This window comes from Streptomyces sp. NPDC005774 (assembly GCF_042871645.1).
Lineage (GTDB): Bacteria > Actinomycetota > Actinomycetes > Streptomycetales > Streptomycetaceae > Streptomyces > Streptomyces pratens.
Window position 1 is genome coordinate 50,660 of record NZ_JBIAIV010000025.1, and the last position, 15,231, is coordinate 65,890.

The window sequence follows — 15,231 nt, forward strand, 5'->3', positions numbered from 1 at the left end:
TGTTAGTGGTTTCCTGGACTCCCCTGTTCGGGGAGGGTGCGCCTGCGCGGACTACATCCGTTTTTGTCTGATGTGTCAGGTGTGGAGATCGGGCGCGCCGACGCCCCCCTCACCTGCCGGACTCGTCACGCACAGCATCTTCTCGTCACCCGGAAGGGTGAACGAATCGGTCGTGAGGTCGGTGGCGATACGTACCGCCCCCTGCAGCGGATCTCCTTCCGCCGCCACCTGCCGTGCCCAGGGCAGCCGTTTCGTCAGCTCCTCGCCCAGGGGTACGAGGAGGGGGCCGCCCAGGTTGAGCAGACCACCGGTGAACGCCACCAACGGCACGCTCACGTCCGGGCCCCCGCCCGGCCTCGGCCTCCCACCCCGTCCCGAGCCCGGCTCCGGGCAGACGGCCGCCGCCGAGTCCGCCATGTGCCGGGCGGCCGCCCGCAGAATGCCCGCGGCGACGGCGTCACCGTCGGCGCACTCGGCCACCCGGGGCGCGAAGGAGGCGAGGACGGCCGCCCGGTCGGTACGTGGATACAGGCGGCCGGGAAGCGCCGCCGCCGGCCCGAGCATCTCCTCGGCCAGTTCCAGCAGGCGGCCGGAGCCGCCGGCCCGTCCGTCGTGGGCGCGCAGCGCCGCCTCCAGGCCGGCCCGCCCGATCCACGCGCCGCCGCCGCAGTCGCCGAGTAGATGCCCCCAGCCGTCCGCCCGGCGCCAGTCGGCCAGATCGGTGCCGACGGCGATCAGCCCCGTACCCGCGGCGACCACGGCGCCCGGCCGCGGTCCCAGGGCGCCGACGTAGGCGGTGACGGCGTCGGCGGCCAGAGCGACGCGGCACACGCCCAGTTCCCGGGCCAGTGCTGCCGGCAGTTCGGCGCGCAGCGCGTCCCCGAGACTGGCCAGCCCCGCCGCACCGACGACCGCCGTGTCCAGCCGCCCGATGCCGGCCTCGGCGGCCAGTCCCCGGGCCATGGGCACCAGTTGCTCCATCAGGTGCCCGGGGTCGATCCCCCGGGAGCCGGTCCGCACCGGGTCCCCGGACGCACCCCGGGCGAGCGGGCCGCGTCCGGCGGTACCGACGACGACCCGCAGCCCCGAGCCCCCGGAGTCCACGGCGATGAAGCCGGGCCCGGCGACCGTCGTGCCTGTCGTCGCCGCCCCCTGCCGGGTAGGCGGACCGCTCGTCGGCGGACCGTTGACGGACGGACGCAATGGGCTCCCCTCTCTTCCCGGGCTCGACCTCGACGGGGAGGAAGGGTAGCGCCCCAGGGCGCCCCCGACGCATGAAACGGACTGCCGGGCCAGGGGTGTCGGTGCGAGCCAGTAGAGTGATCCACCGTGGCACCACGACCCTTGCACGAACTTGTTGAGCCCGGCTGGGCAAAGGCCCTGGAACCGGTGGCCGGACGCGTCGCGGCCATGGGGGACTTCCTGCGCGCGGAGGTCGCGGCCGGCCGGACGTACCTCCCGGCGGGAGCGAACGTCCTACGCGCGTTCCAGCAACCCTTCGACGACGTAAGGGTTCTGATCGTCGGCCAGGACCCTTATCCGACACCGGGAATGGCGATCGGGCTGAGCTTCGCGGTATCGCCGGACGTGCGGTCGCTGCCGGGCAGCCTCGAGAACATCTACCGGGAGCTGGACACCGACCTGGGCATGCCCAGGCCCGTCAACGGTGATCTGACCCCGTGGACCGAGCAGGGCGTCCTGCTGCTCAACCGGGCGCTCACCACCGCCCCGCGTAAACCCGCCGCGCACCGGGGCAAGGGCTGGGAGGAAGTCACCGAGCAGGCCATCCGCGCCCTTGCCGCGCGGGGCGGGCCGCTGGTGTCGATCCTGTGGGGGAGGGACGCGCGTAATCTGCGCCCGCTCCTCGGGGATTATCCGGCCATCGAGTCGGCTCATCCCTCGCCCATGTCGGCGGACCGCGGCTTCTTCGGCTCGCGCCCGTTCAGCCGGGCCAACGACTACCTGGTCCAACAGGGCGCCGCCCCCGTGGACTGGCGGCTGCCGTCCGCCCAGGAGGCGAACACGCCGGCCGGATAGGACCGTTGGGGCGAGGGCCCGGCCCGGCTCCGGGCCCGACGCGCCGACGCCTTCGGGTCCCGGGCGCCGTGAGCCCCGGTCGCGAGCCGCCACCCGCCAGGGTGTAGGTCTTCCCGCTCGTCTGCGCGGTACGCATGACGGTCCCCCGTGTGCGGCCGTCCGGTCCGAGTGCTCCGCGTGTTCAGCCGATCCGTTTCACGGGAGAACCGCGGCTCGGACGCACAGCACGTCCGGCAGATGCGCGGCGAGCTGCTGCCAGTTGTCGCCGTCGTCGGTCGACGCGTACACCTCGCCGTTGCGGTTTCCGAAGTACACGCCCGCCGGGTCGGCGCCGTCGTGGCACATCGCGTCGCGCAGCACCGTGCCGTAGTGGTCGCCCTGCGGCAGGCCCGCGCCGAGCGGCTCCCAGCTCCGGCCCGCATCCGTCGTGCGGTAGACGCGGCAGCGCCGGTCGGCCGGTACTCGGTCGGAATCGGCGTTGATCGGGAACACGTATGCCGTGTCACCCCAATGCGGATGGGCCACGACCGCGAAGCCGAACGTCGACGGCAGCCCGGCACCGATATCGATCCAGTGCGCGCCCGCGTCGTCGCTGCGGTACACACCCCAGTGGTTCTGCAGATACAACCGGTCCGGTGTCACCGCGTCCCGGGCCACCTTGTGCACGCACTGGCCGAACTCCGGGTTCGGATCCGGCAGGAACACCGCGGAGACTCCGGAGTTGGACGGGGCCCAGGTCGAACCGCCGTCCAGCGTGCGGAACACGCCCGCCGTGGACACGGCGACCGTCACCGCCCGCGGATCCCGTTCGTCGGTCAGCACGGTGTGCAGGCCCTCACCGCCGCCGCCCGGCACCCATGTGGAGCGGGTCGGATGCTCCCACAGCGGCCGGACCAGATCGAAGGTTTCCCCGCGGTCCTCCGAGCGGTAGAGCGCGGCCGGTTCCGTGCCCGCGTACACCACGTCCGGCTCCGCGGCCGCCGGATGGAGCTGCCAGACCCGCTCCAGCGAGGCCCCCGTGTCCTTGGGGAACTTGACGGCGGGCCGCGCCGGTTCGGTCCAGGTCCGCCCCAGGTCGTCGGAGTGGAACACGGACGGACCCCAGTGTGTGCTGTCACCGCCGACCAGCAGCCTCGGTGCCGGACCGCGGGTGTCGAGGGCGACCGAATACACCGCCTGCGCGTTGAAGTAAGGGTTTTCGTCGAACTCCCAGCCGGTACCCCGCCGGCGCCCGATGAACAGACCTTTGCGGGTGCCCACGGCGAGCAGTACCCCGGACATGCCGATCACCTCCGCGACGTCTTCGTCGACGCCCTCGTTTCCGATGCCCGCCAGTCTGCACCCCACCACTGACAGTCACCTCCGGACCGGGCGTCGGCGCAGGTCGAAGCGGTGGGGCGGAACGTGAGGCGGGTGCGGAACGGCTTCCGGACGTGGACGGCGGCCGTGCACAGCGCCGCGCGGGCGCCCTGCACGGCCGCCGCCCTCACCGCGGGGGGCTGTCGGCGGCGGTCCTACTGGTAGGTGATGTCGGACGACGCGTACTTGCAGTAAGTGCCGTCGGCGCCCGAACCGTTGCTGCCGGGCTCGGCACCGGTGTTGTTGCCGATGTACTTCTGGCAGGGGACGATCTTCTTGCTGCTGTCCCCGACGATCTTGATGTTGCGCAGGGTCGCGCTGTCACCGTAGTTGGTGTTGATGCCGGCGATCCTGCCGCCCTTCCAGCTCACCTCGATGGTGTTGAGGTTGATCGTGCGCTTGTACTGCGTCGAACAGTTGCCGCAGGAGCGCACGAAGGTGCCGAAGTTCTTGACCGCGAAGTTCGACACGTTCAGCGTGCCGGCGCCGTTGAACTGGAACACCTTGTCGCTGGCTTCCTTGGCCCCGCCGCCGCTGACGGTGTAGACCGAGGACGACGACTTGCCCTTGAACGTGGCCGCGTCCTCGCCGACGTCCTCCCACCACACGTTCTGCAGTGTGCAGGAGCCCTTGCAGTGGACGCCGTCAGCCGCGGGAGCACCGAGGATGACGTTCTTCAGGACCGCGCCGTCCGCCAGTTCCAGAATCGGACCCTGGTCCTCGTCCTGGCTGCCCGAGCCCAGGGCGCCCGTGCCGTAGAGGCGCTTCATCCCGTAGTCCTTGGTGCCGGACACCGAGATGGTGGAGGAGACGCCCTCGCTGCCGTTGGGGGTCGGCCAGGTGGCGGCGCTCGCCGAGGATGCTCCGGTAGTCATGATCATGCCAACCGAGAGGCCGAGGGTGGCCAGTGCTCCGGTCAGGGCGCGCCCGCGGGCGCGTGGTCGTGTCGCGGAAGTCATGTTCCGGTTCCTTCTGTCGTGGTGTTGGGGGATATGGCGAGGTGGAGGACGTGGGGGCGGCATGCCGTCCGGTCCGGTTCACATCACTGAACGGAACGTAGAGGGTAAGCGCTTTCTGGTCAACGCCCTGGACGGTCATATTCGGCCTTCTGTTGGAGTGGTGAGCGCATTCTTTCAAGGGTCTGGGAGTGTCTCCATGGAGTACATGTCCATGCCGCTGAGCGAGCCGTGTCACCGCACCCCGGTAGCCCTTCCGCGCAGCCGCCCTCCCTCGTGCAGGAAGGATCCAGGCGTGTCGCCCCGCTCCCCCGGTTTCCGGCGCGGTGGCGGCGGTCGGCGTCTTGCGTAGCGGCGCGATCGTCCCCGGTGTGAGCGTGAGTGCAGGCATCGGGTACCGGATGAGCCGCGATGGCGACGGAGCGGCCCGGGTGCCTTCACTCCCGACGGGTCGGGGTGCGGGGGATTTTCGCGGCGCCCATGGCATCCGCTGCGCTGACAGGGTGCCGTCCGCCGGCCGGAGTGCGTGTTCGTTCGTACGGAAAGTGATCGCATGGTTACGTAGCGCGCGTGCTTGAGGAATCTTTTCTCCATTTTTCCGATCGTTCTCCGGCGGACGGGGCGGTGTCCGTGTGGCCCGCCTGGGAGGTGCGGGAGGGCGAGCACGCGACGCGCTGGTTCCATGTACGGCTCCTCTTCGCCGACGGGGCCGGTGTCGAGGCGCTCGCCCTGGTGTCCGGGCTCTGCGTCTGCGTCGAGGACGTACGGGCCCGGCCCGCGCTGTCACTGGAGGACCTGGCGCTCTTCGCCGACTGGATCGAGGAGCCGCTCGCACGGGCGTGCGGCGCCGAGGGCGGGCCGGGCCGGGAGGACGGGACGGCCGGCGACGGGCCGGACACCGGGGGCCGGGGCGCCATGTGCGCCCCGGCCCCCGGCCGTGAACCGGCTGCCGAGGGCGAGCCGGTGGCCGACGGCGAACCGCTCCCCGACGAGGGACCGGTCTCCGAGGGCGGCTCCGCCGTCCGGGCCCGGTCACCCGGCGCGGGAGAACGTCAAAGCCGTGCGGTCCGGCCGCGGGAGCCCGTGGGGAGACGCCTCGTGGCGCGGGAGTACCGCGCGGCCCAGGAGGAGGGCGCCGACCCGGTCCTCGCCGTGATGTGCGCGACCGGATACAGCCGGCGCGGAGCGCTCAGGGTCATCGGGCGGGCGCGTGATGCGGGCCTGCTGACTCCGCGTCACGTCCGGCGGGCGTCAGAGTAGGGAGCGCATCCGTGTGATCTCGCTCGTCTGCTGGGCGACCACGTCGTCGGCCATCTCCTCGATCCGAATGTTGTTGCCTTGCGCCTTCACATCCGTGGCCATGGTGATCGCCCCCTCGTGATGGGTGATCATCAGTGTGAGGAAGAGCTGGTCGAAGGCTTTCCCCTCGGCCGCGCGCAGGTTCTTGAGCTGGGCCGGGGTCGCCATGCCGGGCATCGTCGCGTGGTCGTGTCCGTGGTCGTGCCCGTCGGCCTTCCTGGACTTGCCGTGCGTCGTCAACCAGCCCTCCATCATCTTGATCTCCGGCTGCTGGGACGCGGCGATCCGCTCGGCCAGCTTGACGATCTTCGTCGACTCGGCGCGGTCCGGGACGAGTTCGGTCATCTCCAAGGCCTGGGAGTGGTGCTCGATCATCATGCGGGTGTAGGAGACGTCCGCGGAGTTGGGGGAGTCGTCCTCGACGCGCTGCTCCGCCGCCTCCTCGGCGGACAGGGTCCGGTTCGGTCCTCCGGGCTCGCCCGGCGCGATCACCGAAGGGCCGCTCGCGGAGGCCGACCTGGCGTCGTCCGTATCGGAGTCGCAGCCCGTGAGTCCGAGTACGGCCAGGGCGATCAGCCCGGTCGCGACGGCGGACGTGCGTGACGCACGGCGGTGGAACACGGGACCTCCTGTGGAAGGCGGGTGGCATGACACCTCGTGAGTGCTGACGACTGTCCTAGCACGCTTCCGCACGGCAGTGATCAAAAAACTTCGCTGCGAGCGTGTTGCCCACTGTTGATATGTGCATGTCCAGGACCATACTGCCGGAGCAGAACCCGTTCCGAGCCGAACGGAACAAGGGAGGAAAACAGTGATCCTGTTGAATGTTCCCCGAACCCGGCGCAGACGGCTGGGAGTTGCCGCAGCAGCCGGCGGGCTGCTCGCCGCGCTCCTGACCGCCGCGCCGGCCGCGGCGACCCCCGACCCCGGGGACGCGCCGCCCGCTTCGAAGGAGATATCGAAGAGCGCGCAGGCCGAGGCACGTGAGGCCATCGCCGCGGGCGAGATACCTGCCCAGGACGAGGTTGTCCACTCCGACAACATCCGCCACGTCGCCCACGTACCCAAGGACGCGCTGCCCGGCACCAATTCGGACCTGGCCTTCCAGGGCCGGTACGCCTTCGCCGGAAACTACGACGGCTTCACCATCTACGACATCAGCAACCCGAAGTCACCGAAGACGGTGTCACAGGTGCTGTGTCCCGGATCCCAGAACGACATCTCCGTCTCCGGTGATCTGCTCTTCCTCTCCACCGACTCCTCGCGCAGCGACAGCAGTTGCAACAGCACCACGCAGCCGGCGACCGAGAAGTCCTCGTGGGAGGGCATGAAGGTCTTCGACATCAGCAACAAGCGCAACCCGCGCTACGTCGCCGCCGTCGAGACCGCCTGCGGCTCGCACACCCACACGCTGGTGCCCGAGGGCAAGAACGTCTACGTCTACGTCTCCTCGTACTCGCCGAACGCCGCCTACCCCGACTGCCAGCCGCCGCACGACGGCATCTCCGTCATCAAGGTGCCGCGCAAGGCCCCGCACAAGGCGGCCCTGGTCGGATTCCCGGTACTGTTCCCCGGTGAGGGCCCCGACGGCGGCGGCAACCCGGGCGGGCCCACCAACCCGGGTGTCTCCAAGACCACGGGCTGCCACGACATCACCGTGCTGCCCTCCAAGGACCTGGCCGCCGGTGCCTGCATGGGCGACGGCATCCTGTTCTCCATCAAGAACCCCGAGCGCCCCAAGGTGATCGACCGGGTGCAGGACAACGTCAACTTCGCCTTCTGGCACTCCGCGACCTTCAACCAGAAGGCCAACAAGGTCGTGTTCACCGACGAGCTGGGCGGTGGCGGCGCCGCCACCTGCAACGCGGAGATCGGACCGGACCGCGGCGCGAACGGTATCTACGACATCGTGGGCAAGGGCGACAGGAGCAAGCTCGTCTTCCGCAGCTACTACAAGATCCCGCGTCACCAGGCCGACACCGAGAACTGCGTCGCCCACAACGGCTCACTGATCCCGGTCAAGGGCAAGGACCTCATGGTCCAGGCCTGGTACCAGGGCGGGGTCTCCGTCTGGGACTTCACCAACTCCTCGAAGCCGAAGGAGATCGCCTACTTCGAGCGGGGTCCGCTGAGCACCGACCGACTCGTCACCGGCGGTTCGTGGTCGGCGTACTACTACAACGGCTACATCTACTCGAACGACATCGCCAAGGGCTTCGACGTCCTGAAGATCGACGACCGGCGCACGGACCCGGCTCGCGGGGTCCATCTGCGTGAGCTCAACGCGCAGACGCAGCCGGACTACTTCGACTGAGCATCCGGCTCGGACCGACGGGCGGGCGTCGGAGACTCCGGTGCCGCCCCGGTCGCGAAGAACCGCGACACATCCGTCCGGTCCGGCGCGTCCGTGTCACCCGTGCCTTCCGAGCCGGCCGTTCCACTCGAGCGGTTCGATCCGTCCGGCCGTTCCGTGTCGCCGGAAGGGCCGGACGGGCCGCTCGCACCCGTCCCGCCGGGCACCTCGGTGTCCGGCGGGACACCCAGTTCCCGGTCGAGCCGGTACCGCTTGAACAACTCCTCGCGCAGCACCGCGACGGGCATCGGCGCACCCGGCATCAGGGCCGAGTACACGGCGCCCATCAGCAGGGCGCGCAGCATCGGATAGTCGCTGTCGACCTGCGTCGAGCCGTACCGGGCGACGGTGTCGCTCAGCAGTTCCGCCAGACGCCGCTGCTCGGGGCAGGGCAGGAAACCCTCGGCCTGCAACAGCCCGGCCATGTGCTGGCGCATCAGTACGGGCTGGTCCCGGGCCAGGCCCAGGATCGCGTCGATGGCCCGCGCCATCCGCTCCTGCCCGTCGGCGGTTCGCGGTTCGCGCTCCAGCGCCTCATCGAGCGTCCGGTGCATCAGGCGGTGCACGGCGGACTGCACCAGCTGGCGTTTCCCCGGGAAGTAGTACGACACCAGGCCCCGCGCGGAACCCGCGCGGTCGGCGATGTCGCCGAGCGTCGTCGCCTCGTAGCCGCGCTCGCTCACCAGCTCGACGGCGGCCTGGAGGAGCCGCTCCTTCGAACGTCTCCGCAATTCTTCATTGACCGAGGCGCTGCGCGGGGACATGCTGGACTCCTGCGTTGACTGGCCGACAGCCAACTATACTCAGCGCATCCGGCCGGGCCCCGCGTGGGTCCGTTCCGGGCTGCCGTCCTCCTCGGGCGGCGCGGGGGATCGCCCGAGGAGAGCGGCGCCGTCGGCGCGGGCCCGCTCGTCCAGGAGACCGGGGCTTCGGACCAGGGGGATGCCGGGGCACCGGGACCTCTCGCGGTCTAAGGATGCCGGTGCCCATGGATCCGTACCGCCACGGCCACGGCCACGATGCCGAGGAGCCAGCCGGCGAGCACGTCCGTGGGCCAGTGGACGCCGAGCCAGACGCGGGTGAGGCCGACGCCGGTGACCGAGAGCGCCGCCAGGGCCACGGCCCAGCCCCACAGGGCCCGGCCCACACCGTGCCGGCGCAGCAGCCAGAGCAGGAGGCCGAAGGTGAGGGTGGCGGTCATGGCGTGACCCGAAGGGAACGCCGCGTAGTGGGCCGTGTCCACCGGGTCCGGCCACACGGGGCGGGTGCGGCCCACCGCCGCCTTCAGGGCCTGCTGCACCATGGCCCCCACGGCGCACGTCACCACCAGCCACACCGCGGTCCACCGGGCCGCGTACCGGTACCACAGCAGCAGTGCGACCGCCCCGCACAGCAGGCGCATGCTCCATGGGTCCCAGACCCAGTCCGTCAGGACACGGGCCGTCTGCGTCAGCCCCGGTTCGTCGACCGCCCAGCGGTGGACGGCCGAGGCGATGTCATGGTCCAGGCCGGTCAGCGGGCGCCACTTCGTGGCGACCAGGATCAGCAGAAGGACCGAGCACACGGCCGGAACGCCGAGGAGAGCGGCGGACGGACGGTGCCCCGGTGGGCGGGGCGGTGCCTCGGGGGCGACGGGAAAGGTGTGGGGGGAGGGCATACAGCGATACTCGCCGACTCACGGGACTCGGAGCCAGTCCCCTCGCCCGCCGGCAGTCTCGTGGGCCCGGTCGGCCCCGTCACCACCTCACCTCCGGGCCCCCGCGCTCCCGGAGCCCCCGTGTGACGCCGGACGGGCCCTATCCCAGCGCCCTCAGCCCCGGTACGAACGCCACCAGTACCGGGATCACCGGCACCAGTGACGCCACGGCCGTCAGCCGCAGCCGGTGCCATGCCGGCAACCGGTTCGGGGGAGTCAGCAGCCGGTGCACCCGGGCCGGGACCTGACCCTGCGGGGACGGGCAGGGACCGAACACCCCGCGGTGCTCATTGAGCTCGACCAGCGCCAGGGCGGTGGTGAGCCGGCCGAAGCGGCGGGAGGCCGTGTCGTCGGCGGCGAGTTCGACCAGCCGGTACATCTCGTCGCGGAACGCGGCGAACACCGACACCTGTGGAAAGCCGTCGGCGAGCGCGGAGGAGCAGTGCTGCAGCCAGTCGTGCCGGGCCTGCGCGTGCCCCCGCTCGTGCGCGAGGACGGCGTCCAGCCGACGGCCCTTCAGCCGGCGCAGCGCGGCCGTGGTGACGACCAGCCGGGGCGGGGTGCCGGGCAGCCACCACGCGTCGGGGTGCTCGCCCTCCAGGACCACCAGCCGGCCGGCACCGGGCTCCTCGCCGGGCAGCAGCGGCGCCCGCACCAGAAGCTCGGCCCGGCGGGTCCGCCGCCGGGCGCGGGCCCGTAGGACCTCACGGACCAGCATCGCCGCGGTCCACAGCCCACCGCACGCCAGCGCGACCGCGGTGGTCGTCGCCAGGGGCCCGGCCGTGCCCAGGGCGTAGGCCTCCACGACGCCGCGCGGTGCCGTCGCGAACACGGGACGGCCGACCGCGTCCGAGGCGGCGGCCGCGCTGAACGTCATCGACAGGGCGCAGCACAGCAGAACCGCCGCGACCACGCACTGCCACACCCACAGCGCCACCACCGGCTCACGGTCCGCCCAGTCGGCCCGCGCCAGCAACCGGGGGCCGGTGACGGCGATCAGGACGCCGAGCAGCAGCAGCGCCGCGGGGAGCATCATGCGTTCAGCCTATGAGCGCGCACCACCCCCGGGTACGGCTCACCGGGGCAAAGTGACGTAGGCAACGGCCTTGCCCGTCGGCCGGCCGTCGACTGCCCGCCTCACATCGTCAACAGCATCGCCACCATGGCGATGCCCATGGACAGCCGGCACGCCCGCGCCAGCTCCGGCCGGTCGCCCCAGCCCGAGACCCCGCCGGCCCTTGGTGCAGGGTTCCCCGCCACGGCGGCCACCGGCACCAGGCGTACGCCTGTGACCAGCACGTATCCGGTGAAGTAGAGCAGCAGGACGCCGGTCAGCAGGGGTGTGCCCGAGCTCCCGTGCGGGTGCCCCTGCCCCGCTCCGGGGGAGGCGGCCATCGCCACCGCCATGTAGACCATGGCCCCGGCGCCCAGTGGATGGTGCAGATGGCGAGTGCCCGCACGGGCCGCCCACAGGGCGTGCAGCCCCGCCGTGCCGAACACCACCGCGTAGACGGGCCACGCCCACGAGGGCGGTGTGAAGGCCGCCGCCGGTACGGCCATCGCCGCCATGCCGAAGCCCATCAGCGCCTCGCCGCCCGCGGCACGGCGCTGCTCCTCGACGCTGCTGCGCATTCGCAGCAGGCAGTAGGCGCCGGTCGCCGCGCAGAGCGCGACCAGCAGCCAGCCGGACGCCGCCGGTCCGTGCACGTGAACCTCCCTCTGGGACCGCCCTCGCCGCCCGGGCGGCCCCGCTCTCCGGTCGGTCAAGGCATGCCCGCGCTCGAAGGCGTGCACGCGAGCGCACAGGGGTACACAGGGGGCATTCGGGGGAGCATCGCAGGTCACGGAGATATTTTACGAGTAAAAGATCTGGTAGTCTTGTACGTCATGAGCAGTGCGACCCCCCATCCCACCCCCACCCCTGAGACAGAGCCGGCGCGGAAGCCCCGGCGGTTCCCGCTGGTCGACGTACTGCGCGTCGGGCGGCCCTCCAACATCTGGTTCAAGCCCGCCTTCAGCGTGGTGGCCGCGGTCGCACCTCCCAGCCTGATCCTGGTCGCCCTCGGCCGGCTCGACCTCGCGGTCTACACCATGGCCGGTTCCCTGTGCGCCCTCTACGCCCACAACCGTCCGTACGCCGCCCGCGCCAAGGCGCTCGTGGGAGTGGTGCTCGGCATGGTCGGGGGCCTCGCCATCGCCCTGGTCGCCGCCTCGCTCACCAGCAACCCCGTGATCCTGGTCGGCATCGGCGCCCTGCTGGCCGCCGTGCAGAAGGTGCTGTGCGACGTCACGCGCATCGGTCCGCCCGGCAACGTGATCCTCACCTTCGTCAGCTCCGCCTCGCTGTTCGTTCCCCAGACCCTCGGACAGGTCCCCGGCCATGTCGCACTGGCCGCAGTGGCCGGGGTCTGGGCCTGGCTGGTCGGCATGGCGCCCGTACTGGTCCGGCCGCACGGCCCCGAACGCCGCGCCACCGCCGACGCCCTGAACGCCACCGCCGCGTACATCGATACCGGCGGCACCGGCGACGGCCACGCGCGGGCCCGTGCCTCCGCCTACGCCGCCGTGCAGGCCGCCTGGCAGTGTCTGCTCCTCACCGGGCCCCGCTCCGTCACCACCCGCCGGGCCCTCGAACGGCTGGTCGTCCGCGCCGAGATCGCGCTCGCCGCGCCGGCCGACGCAGACCCCGCGCGGCTGCGTGCCCAGGCCGGTGAGCTGCGCGGCACAGGCCGTGTCCCGGGCGTCGGCGACCCCCGCTCGGAGGCCGACGAACTCCTCGGTACGGCCGCCGAGCGCGCCGTCACCCACCGCTCGCTGTGGTCCCGGCTGGGACCGCTCACCCCCATCGCCGTACGCACCACCCTCGGCTGCGGCCTCGCCGGATACGCCTCCCTCGCCCTCGGCGTCGGGCGGCCCTACTGGGCCCTGACCACAGCCGCCGCGCTCTACCAGGCCAACATCACCCTCACCTGGAGCAGGACCGTGCAGCGGGTCGTCGGCAACCTCGTCGGCGTGCTCCTCTTCGCGGCCGTCGCCCCGATCGCCAACCTCGGACCGCTCGCCCTCGTCCTGTGCTGCCTCCTGTTCAACTTCGGCGCCGAGGCCCTCATAGGCCGCAACTACTGGCTCGGCAGCGTCTGTGTCACCCCGCTGGCCCTGCTCGTCACCGAGTTCCCCGGCTACCAGGAGACCGGCTCCCTGGTGGCCGACCGGGTGGTGGACACCCTGGTCGGCGCACTGGTCGGCTTCGGCGCGGCCCTGGTCGTCACCAACCGGCGGGCGGGCAACCGCGTCGCGACGGCGCTCACCACGGCGGGCCTCCGGCGCGAACACGCGGCCCGGCTCCTGGCCGACCCGCAGGCCGACCCCACAGCCCTGGAGGCCGCCCGGCGCGGCCTGGCCGCCGCCCTCGTCGATCTGCGGGCCACCGCCGACGCGGCCGCGGGCGAATGGTGGCTTCGCACACTGCCGCAGGAGCAGGTCGTGCTCGCCGAGCAGGCGGGACACCGTACGCTCGCGGCGATGGTGCGGCGCCAGGGCCTGGCGGCCGGCTCCGGCGCGGAGACGAAGCAGAGCGCGGGCACCGGCACGAACCCGGACGCGGGTCCGGGCGCAGGATCGGGCATGAGTCCGGGCACAGGCACCGGCACCGGTGAGGGCACGAACGACGACACGGGCAACGACACGGAGGACGTAAGGCCATGAGAGCGACCAAAGGCCTACCGGTCGACGGAGGACGTCCCGTCGAAGGGACCCACCGGGCCGGCGGGGGACCCCCGGAGGACGAGGCTCTCCCGGCCGGCGCGGGAGTACTCACCGGCGAAGGCGCACCGGTGTCCGGCCAGGACACCGTCGCAGAGGTGGTCCGGCAGTGGCGGGCGGTGTACCCCGGCCTCGACACCGGGCCCATGGAGATCATCGGGCGCATCAACCGCTGCGCCGCCCTGCTCCGGCAGGCCGAGGACGCCCCGCTCGGCCGGGCCGGACTGACCCGCCCCGAGTTCGACCTGCTCGGCGCGCTGCGCCGCACCGGCCGCGAACTGACCCCGGGCGAACTGGCGCGCGAGACCTTCTCCTCGGGCGCCGCCGTCACCAAGCGCCTCAAGCAGCTCGCCGCGCACGGCCTGGTGGAGCGCCGCGGCGACCCCCGCGACCGTCGAGTGGCCCGGGTCCGCCTGACCGACGCCGGGCGGGACACGGTCGACGGGGTCATGCCCGGACAGCTCGCCTACGAGAGCGCCGTGCTGTCCGGCCTGGACGGACCGACGCTCGGCGAGCTGGCCCCGTTGCTCGCCGAGCTGCTGGGCCGGCTGGAAGGACGCCTGGGCGCCCCGCGGACGTGACGAACCCCGGCCCGCCGGGATGCCCGTACCCGGTCTCAGATCCCCGGCCGGTACCGCAGCGGATGATCGGCCGGGATCTCCACGAGGACGATCGGCGTGCCGTCCGGGTCGGCGATCCACATCTCGATCAGGCCCCACGGCTCCTTCACGGGCGGCCGGACGATCTCGACGCCCTTGTCCTTCAGCTCCTCGTGGGCTGCCGCCACGTCCGCGACCTGGAGCCACAGCCTCGTCGTGGGGTCCGCCGTGTCCGCCGGGGTGTCGGACCGGCCGGACAGCTCCAGGAAACCGCCGCCGAGGAAGTAGACCGTGCCGCGCTCCGGGCCGGTGGCGAACTCGCGGTACACCGCGAGGCCCAGTTGTTCGCCGTAGAAGACGCGGGAGCGCTCGGGATCGGTGGGACGGAGAAGGATCCGGCTGCCCAGTACATGCACCATGCGGCCGAGCGTAGCGGCCGGGATAACCTCGTCCGTGGCCGAGCCACGCCGACAACCGGCACAGCCGATGCGTTTACGGACTGCGGGCCGCGGGCCCGCGGTCTGCGGACGACCTGAGTGAAGAACCTGAGCGAAGAAGCGGAGAAGTGCCCCATGGAATCCGTCACCGAGAGCGCGCTCACCTTCCGTGACGCCACCGACGCCGATGTGGACAGCCTCGTCGAGCTGATCGAGTCGGCGTACCGGGGCGACTCCAGCCGGGCCGGGTGGACCACCGAGGCCGACATCCTCCAGGGGCAGCGGACCGACCCGGAAGGCGTACGGGGGGTCGTCACGTCGCCGGACAGCCGGCTGCTGACGGTGGAGCGCGAGGGCCGGATCGTCGCCTGCTGTCAGCTCGAGCGCCGCGGTGACCACGTCTACTTCGGCATGTTCGCGGTCAGCCCCGGGCTCCAGGGCGCCGGGCTCGGAAAGACGATCATCGCCCACGCCGAGCGGCAGGCGCGGGACACCTGGGGCGCGCGAGAGATGCACATGACCGTGATCACGGTGCGCGAGGACCTGATCGCCTGGTACGAGCGGCGCGGTTACCGCCGTACGGGCAGCACGACTCCCTTCCCGTACGGCGATGAGCGGTTCGGCATTCCGCTCCGCGCCGACCTGCGGTTCGAGCTGCTGGTCAAGGAACTGTCCTGACGGCCGAACGCACGGTCCCGGCCGCCGTTGGCCATGGCCCCGGGCGGAGCCGGCC

General features: G+C 71.9%; 15 protein-coding genes. 6 read left to right on the forward strand and 9 right to left on the reverse strand.

Features of this window, described 5'->3' with window-relative positions; translation table 11 throughout:
* Window positions 1-75 precede the first annotated feature (75 nt).
* Window positions 76-1,110 (reverse strand): N-acetylglucosamine kinase, encoded by a 1,035-nt coding sequence (locus ACFYQA_RS22340; protein WP_388920716.1) that lies wholly within the window; start codon window positions 1,108-1,110, stop codon window positions 76-78.
* Between the two features lie 219 nt (window positions 1,111-1,329).
* Here ACFYQA_RS22340 and ACFYQA_RS22345 point away from each other — a divergent pair, with 219 nt between their 5' ends.
* Window positions 1,330-2,037: a uracil-DNA glycosylase gene (locus ACFYQA_RS22345; protein ID WP_388920485.1), complete on the forward strand. Its 708-nt coding sequence runs from the start codon at window positions 1,330-1,332 to the stop codon at window positions 2,035-2,037.
* A gap of 195 nt (window positions 2,038-2,232) precedes the next feature.
* On the opposite strand, the gene ACFYQA_RS22350 is transcribed toward ACFYQA_RS22345, so the two are convergent.
* Entirely contained in the window at window positions 2,233-3,387 is a 1,155-nt protein-coding gene (locus ACFYQA_RS22350) for a WD40/YVTN/BNR-like repeat-containing protein (RefSeq protein WP_388920488.1), read from the reverse strand.
* A gap of 164 nt (window positions 3,388-3,551) precedes the next feature.
* Complete coding sequence (locus ACFYQA_RS22355; RefSeq protein WP_388920491.1) at window positions 3,552-4,355, reverse strand: pectate lyase; 804 nt, start codon at window positions 4,353-4,355, stop codon at window positions 3,552-3,554.
* Between the two features lie 621 nt (window positions 4,356-4,976).
* Between ACFYQA_RS22355 and ACFYQA_RS22360 the strand changes: the two genes are divergently transcribed.
* Window positions 4,977-5,612 (forward strand): DUF6214 family protein, encoded by a 636-nt coding sequence (locus ACFYQA_RS22360; protein ID WP_388920494.1) that lies wholly within the window; start codon window positions 4,977-4,979, stop codon window positions 5,610-5,612.
* On the opposite strand, the gene ACFYQA_RS22365 is transcribed toward ACFYQA_RS22360, so the two are convergent.
* Window positions 5,604-6,272 (reverse strand): DUF305 domain-containing protein, encoded by a 669-nt coding sequence (locus ACFYQA_RS22365; protein ID WP_388920497.1) that lies wholly within the window; start codon window positions 6,270-6,272, stop codon window positions 5,604-5,606. The two genes, ACFYQA_RS22360 and ACFYQA_RS22365, sit on opposite strands and share 9 nt — an antisense overlap.
* 190 nt (window positions 6,273-6,462) lie before the next feature.
* Between ACFYQA_RS22365 and ACFYQA_RS22370 the strand changes: the two genes are divergently transcribed.
* A complete protein-coding gene (locus ACFYQA_RS22370) occupies window positions 6,463-7,965 on the forward strand; it encodes an LVIVD repeat-containing protein (protein WP_388920500.1) in 1,503 nt (500 codons plus the stop codon).
* Here the strand turns inward: ACFYQA_RS22370 and ACFYQA_RS22375 are convergent.
* The 4 genes from ACFYQA_RS22375 to ACFYQA_RS22390 all read right to left on the reverse strand — a co-directional run bounded on the left by ACFYQA_RS22375 (window position 7,953) and on the right by ACFYQA_RS22390 (window position 11,407).
* On the reverse strand, window positions 7,953-8,768 hold the full coding sequence (locus ACFYQA_RS22375; protein WP_388920503.1) for a TetR/AcrR family transcriptional regulator: 816 nt from the start codon (window positions 8,766-8,768) through the stop codon (window positions 7,953-7,955). The two genes, ACFYQA_RS22370 and ACFYQA_RS22375, sit on opposite strands and share 13 nt — an antisense overlap.
* A 206-nt stretch (window positions 8,769-8,974) precedes the next feature.
* Window positions 8,975-9,661: a phosphatase PAP2 family protein gene (locus ACFYQA_RS22380; RefSeq protein ID WP_388920505.1), complete on the reverse strand. Its 687-nt coding sequence runs from the start codon at window positions 9,659-9,661 to the stop codon at window positions 8,975-8,977.
* Window positions 9,662-9,800: 139 nt separating this feature from the next.
* Window positions 9,801-10,736, reverse strand: coding sequence for a M56 family metallopeptidase (locus ACFYQA_RS22385; protein ID WP_388920507.1), 936 nt, complete (start codon window positions 10,734-10,736; stop codon window positions 9,801-9,803).
* Between the two features lie 101 nt (window positions 10,737-10,837).
* Entirely contained in the window at window positions 10,838-11,407 is a 570-nt protein-coding gene (locus tag ACFYQA_RS22390; RefSeq protein WP_388920510.1) for a DUF5134 domain-containing protein, read from the reverse strand.
* A 180-nt stretch (window positions 11,408-11,587) separates the two neighbouring features.
* Here ACFYQA_RS22390 and ACFYQA_RS22395 point away from each other — a divergent pair, with 180 nt between their 5' ends.
* Both ACFYQA_RS22395 and ACFYQA_RS22400 read left to right on the forward strand, forming a co-directional pair.
* On the forward strand, window positions 11,588-13,405 hold the full coding sequence (locus tag ACFYQA_RS22395) for an FUSC family protein (protein WP_388920513.1): 1,818 nt from the start codon (window positions 11,588-11,590) through the stop codon (window positions 13,403-13,405).
* Complete coding sequence (locus ACFYQA_RS22400; protein WP_388920516.1) at window positions 13,402-14,043, forward strand: MarR family winged helix-turn-helix transcriptional regulator; 642 nt, start codon at window positions 13,402-13,404, stop codon at window positions 14,041-14,043. Before ACFYQA_RS22395 ends, ACFYQA_RS22400 begins: the two co-directional genes overlap by 4 nt.
* A gap of 35 nt (window positions 14,044-14,078) precedes the next feature.
* Here ACFYQA_RS22400 and ACFYQA_RS22405 read toward each other — a convergent pair whose 3' ends face one another.
* Complete coding sequence (locus ACFYQA_RS22405; RefSeq protein ID WP_388920519.1) at window positions 14,079-14,480, reverse strand: VOC family protein; 402 nt, start codon at window positions 14,478-14,480, stop codon at window positions 14,079-14,081.
* Window positions 14,481-14,633: 153 nt separating this feature from the next.
* On the opposite strand from ACFYQA_RS22405, the gene ACFYQA_RS22410 reads away from it, so the two are divergent.
* The gene (locus ACFYQA_RS22410; protein ID WP_388920522.1) at window positions 14,634-15,176 is read left to right on the forward strand and encodes a GNAT family N-acetyltransferase; all 543 of its coding nucleotides are present in this window, start codon (window positions 14,634-14,636) and stop codon (window positions 15,174-15,176) included.
* Window positions 15,177-15,231 lie beyond the last annotated feature (55 nt).

Bases quoted from the DNA above. Each gene is read 5' to 3' on its own strand.
- ACFYQA_RS22355 (WP_388920491.1), bottom strand. From the start codon at position 4,355: ATGACTTCCGCGACACGACCACGCGCCCGCGGGCGCGCCCTGACCGGA.
- ACFYQA_RS22375 (WP_388920503.1), bottom strand. From the start codon at position 8,768: ATGTCCCCGCGCAGCGCCTCGGTCAATGAAGAATTGCGGAGACGTTCG.
- ACFYQA_RS22380 (WP_388920505.1), bottom strand. From the start codon at position 9,661: ATGCCCTCCCCCCACACCTTTCCCGTCGCCCCCGAGGCACCGCCCCGC.
- ACFYQA_RS22385 (WP_388920507.1), bottom strand. From the start codon at position 10,736: ATGATGCTCCCCGCGGCGCTGCTGCTGCTCGGCGTCCTGATCGCCGTC.
- ACFYQA_RS22395 (WP_388920513.1), top strand. From the start codon at position 11,588: ATGAGCAGTGCGACCCCCCATCCCACCCCCACCCCTGAGACAGAGCCG.
- ACFYQA_RS22400 (WP_388920516.1), top strand. From the start codon at position 13,402: ATGAGAGCGACCAAAGGCCTACCGGTCGACGGAGGACGTCCCGTCGAA.
- ACFYQA_RS22405 (WP_388920519.1), bottom strand. From the start codon at position 14,480: ATGGTGCATGTACTGGGCAGCCGGATCCTTCTCCGTCCCACCGATCCC.
- ACFYQA_RS22410 (WP_388920522.1), top strand. From the start codon at position 14,634: ATGGAATCCGTCACCGAGAGCGCGCTCACCTTCCGTGACGCCACCGAC.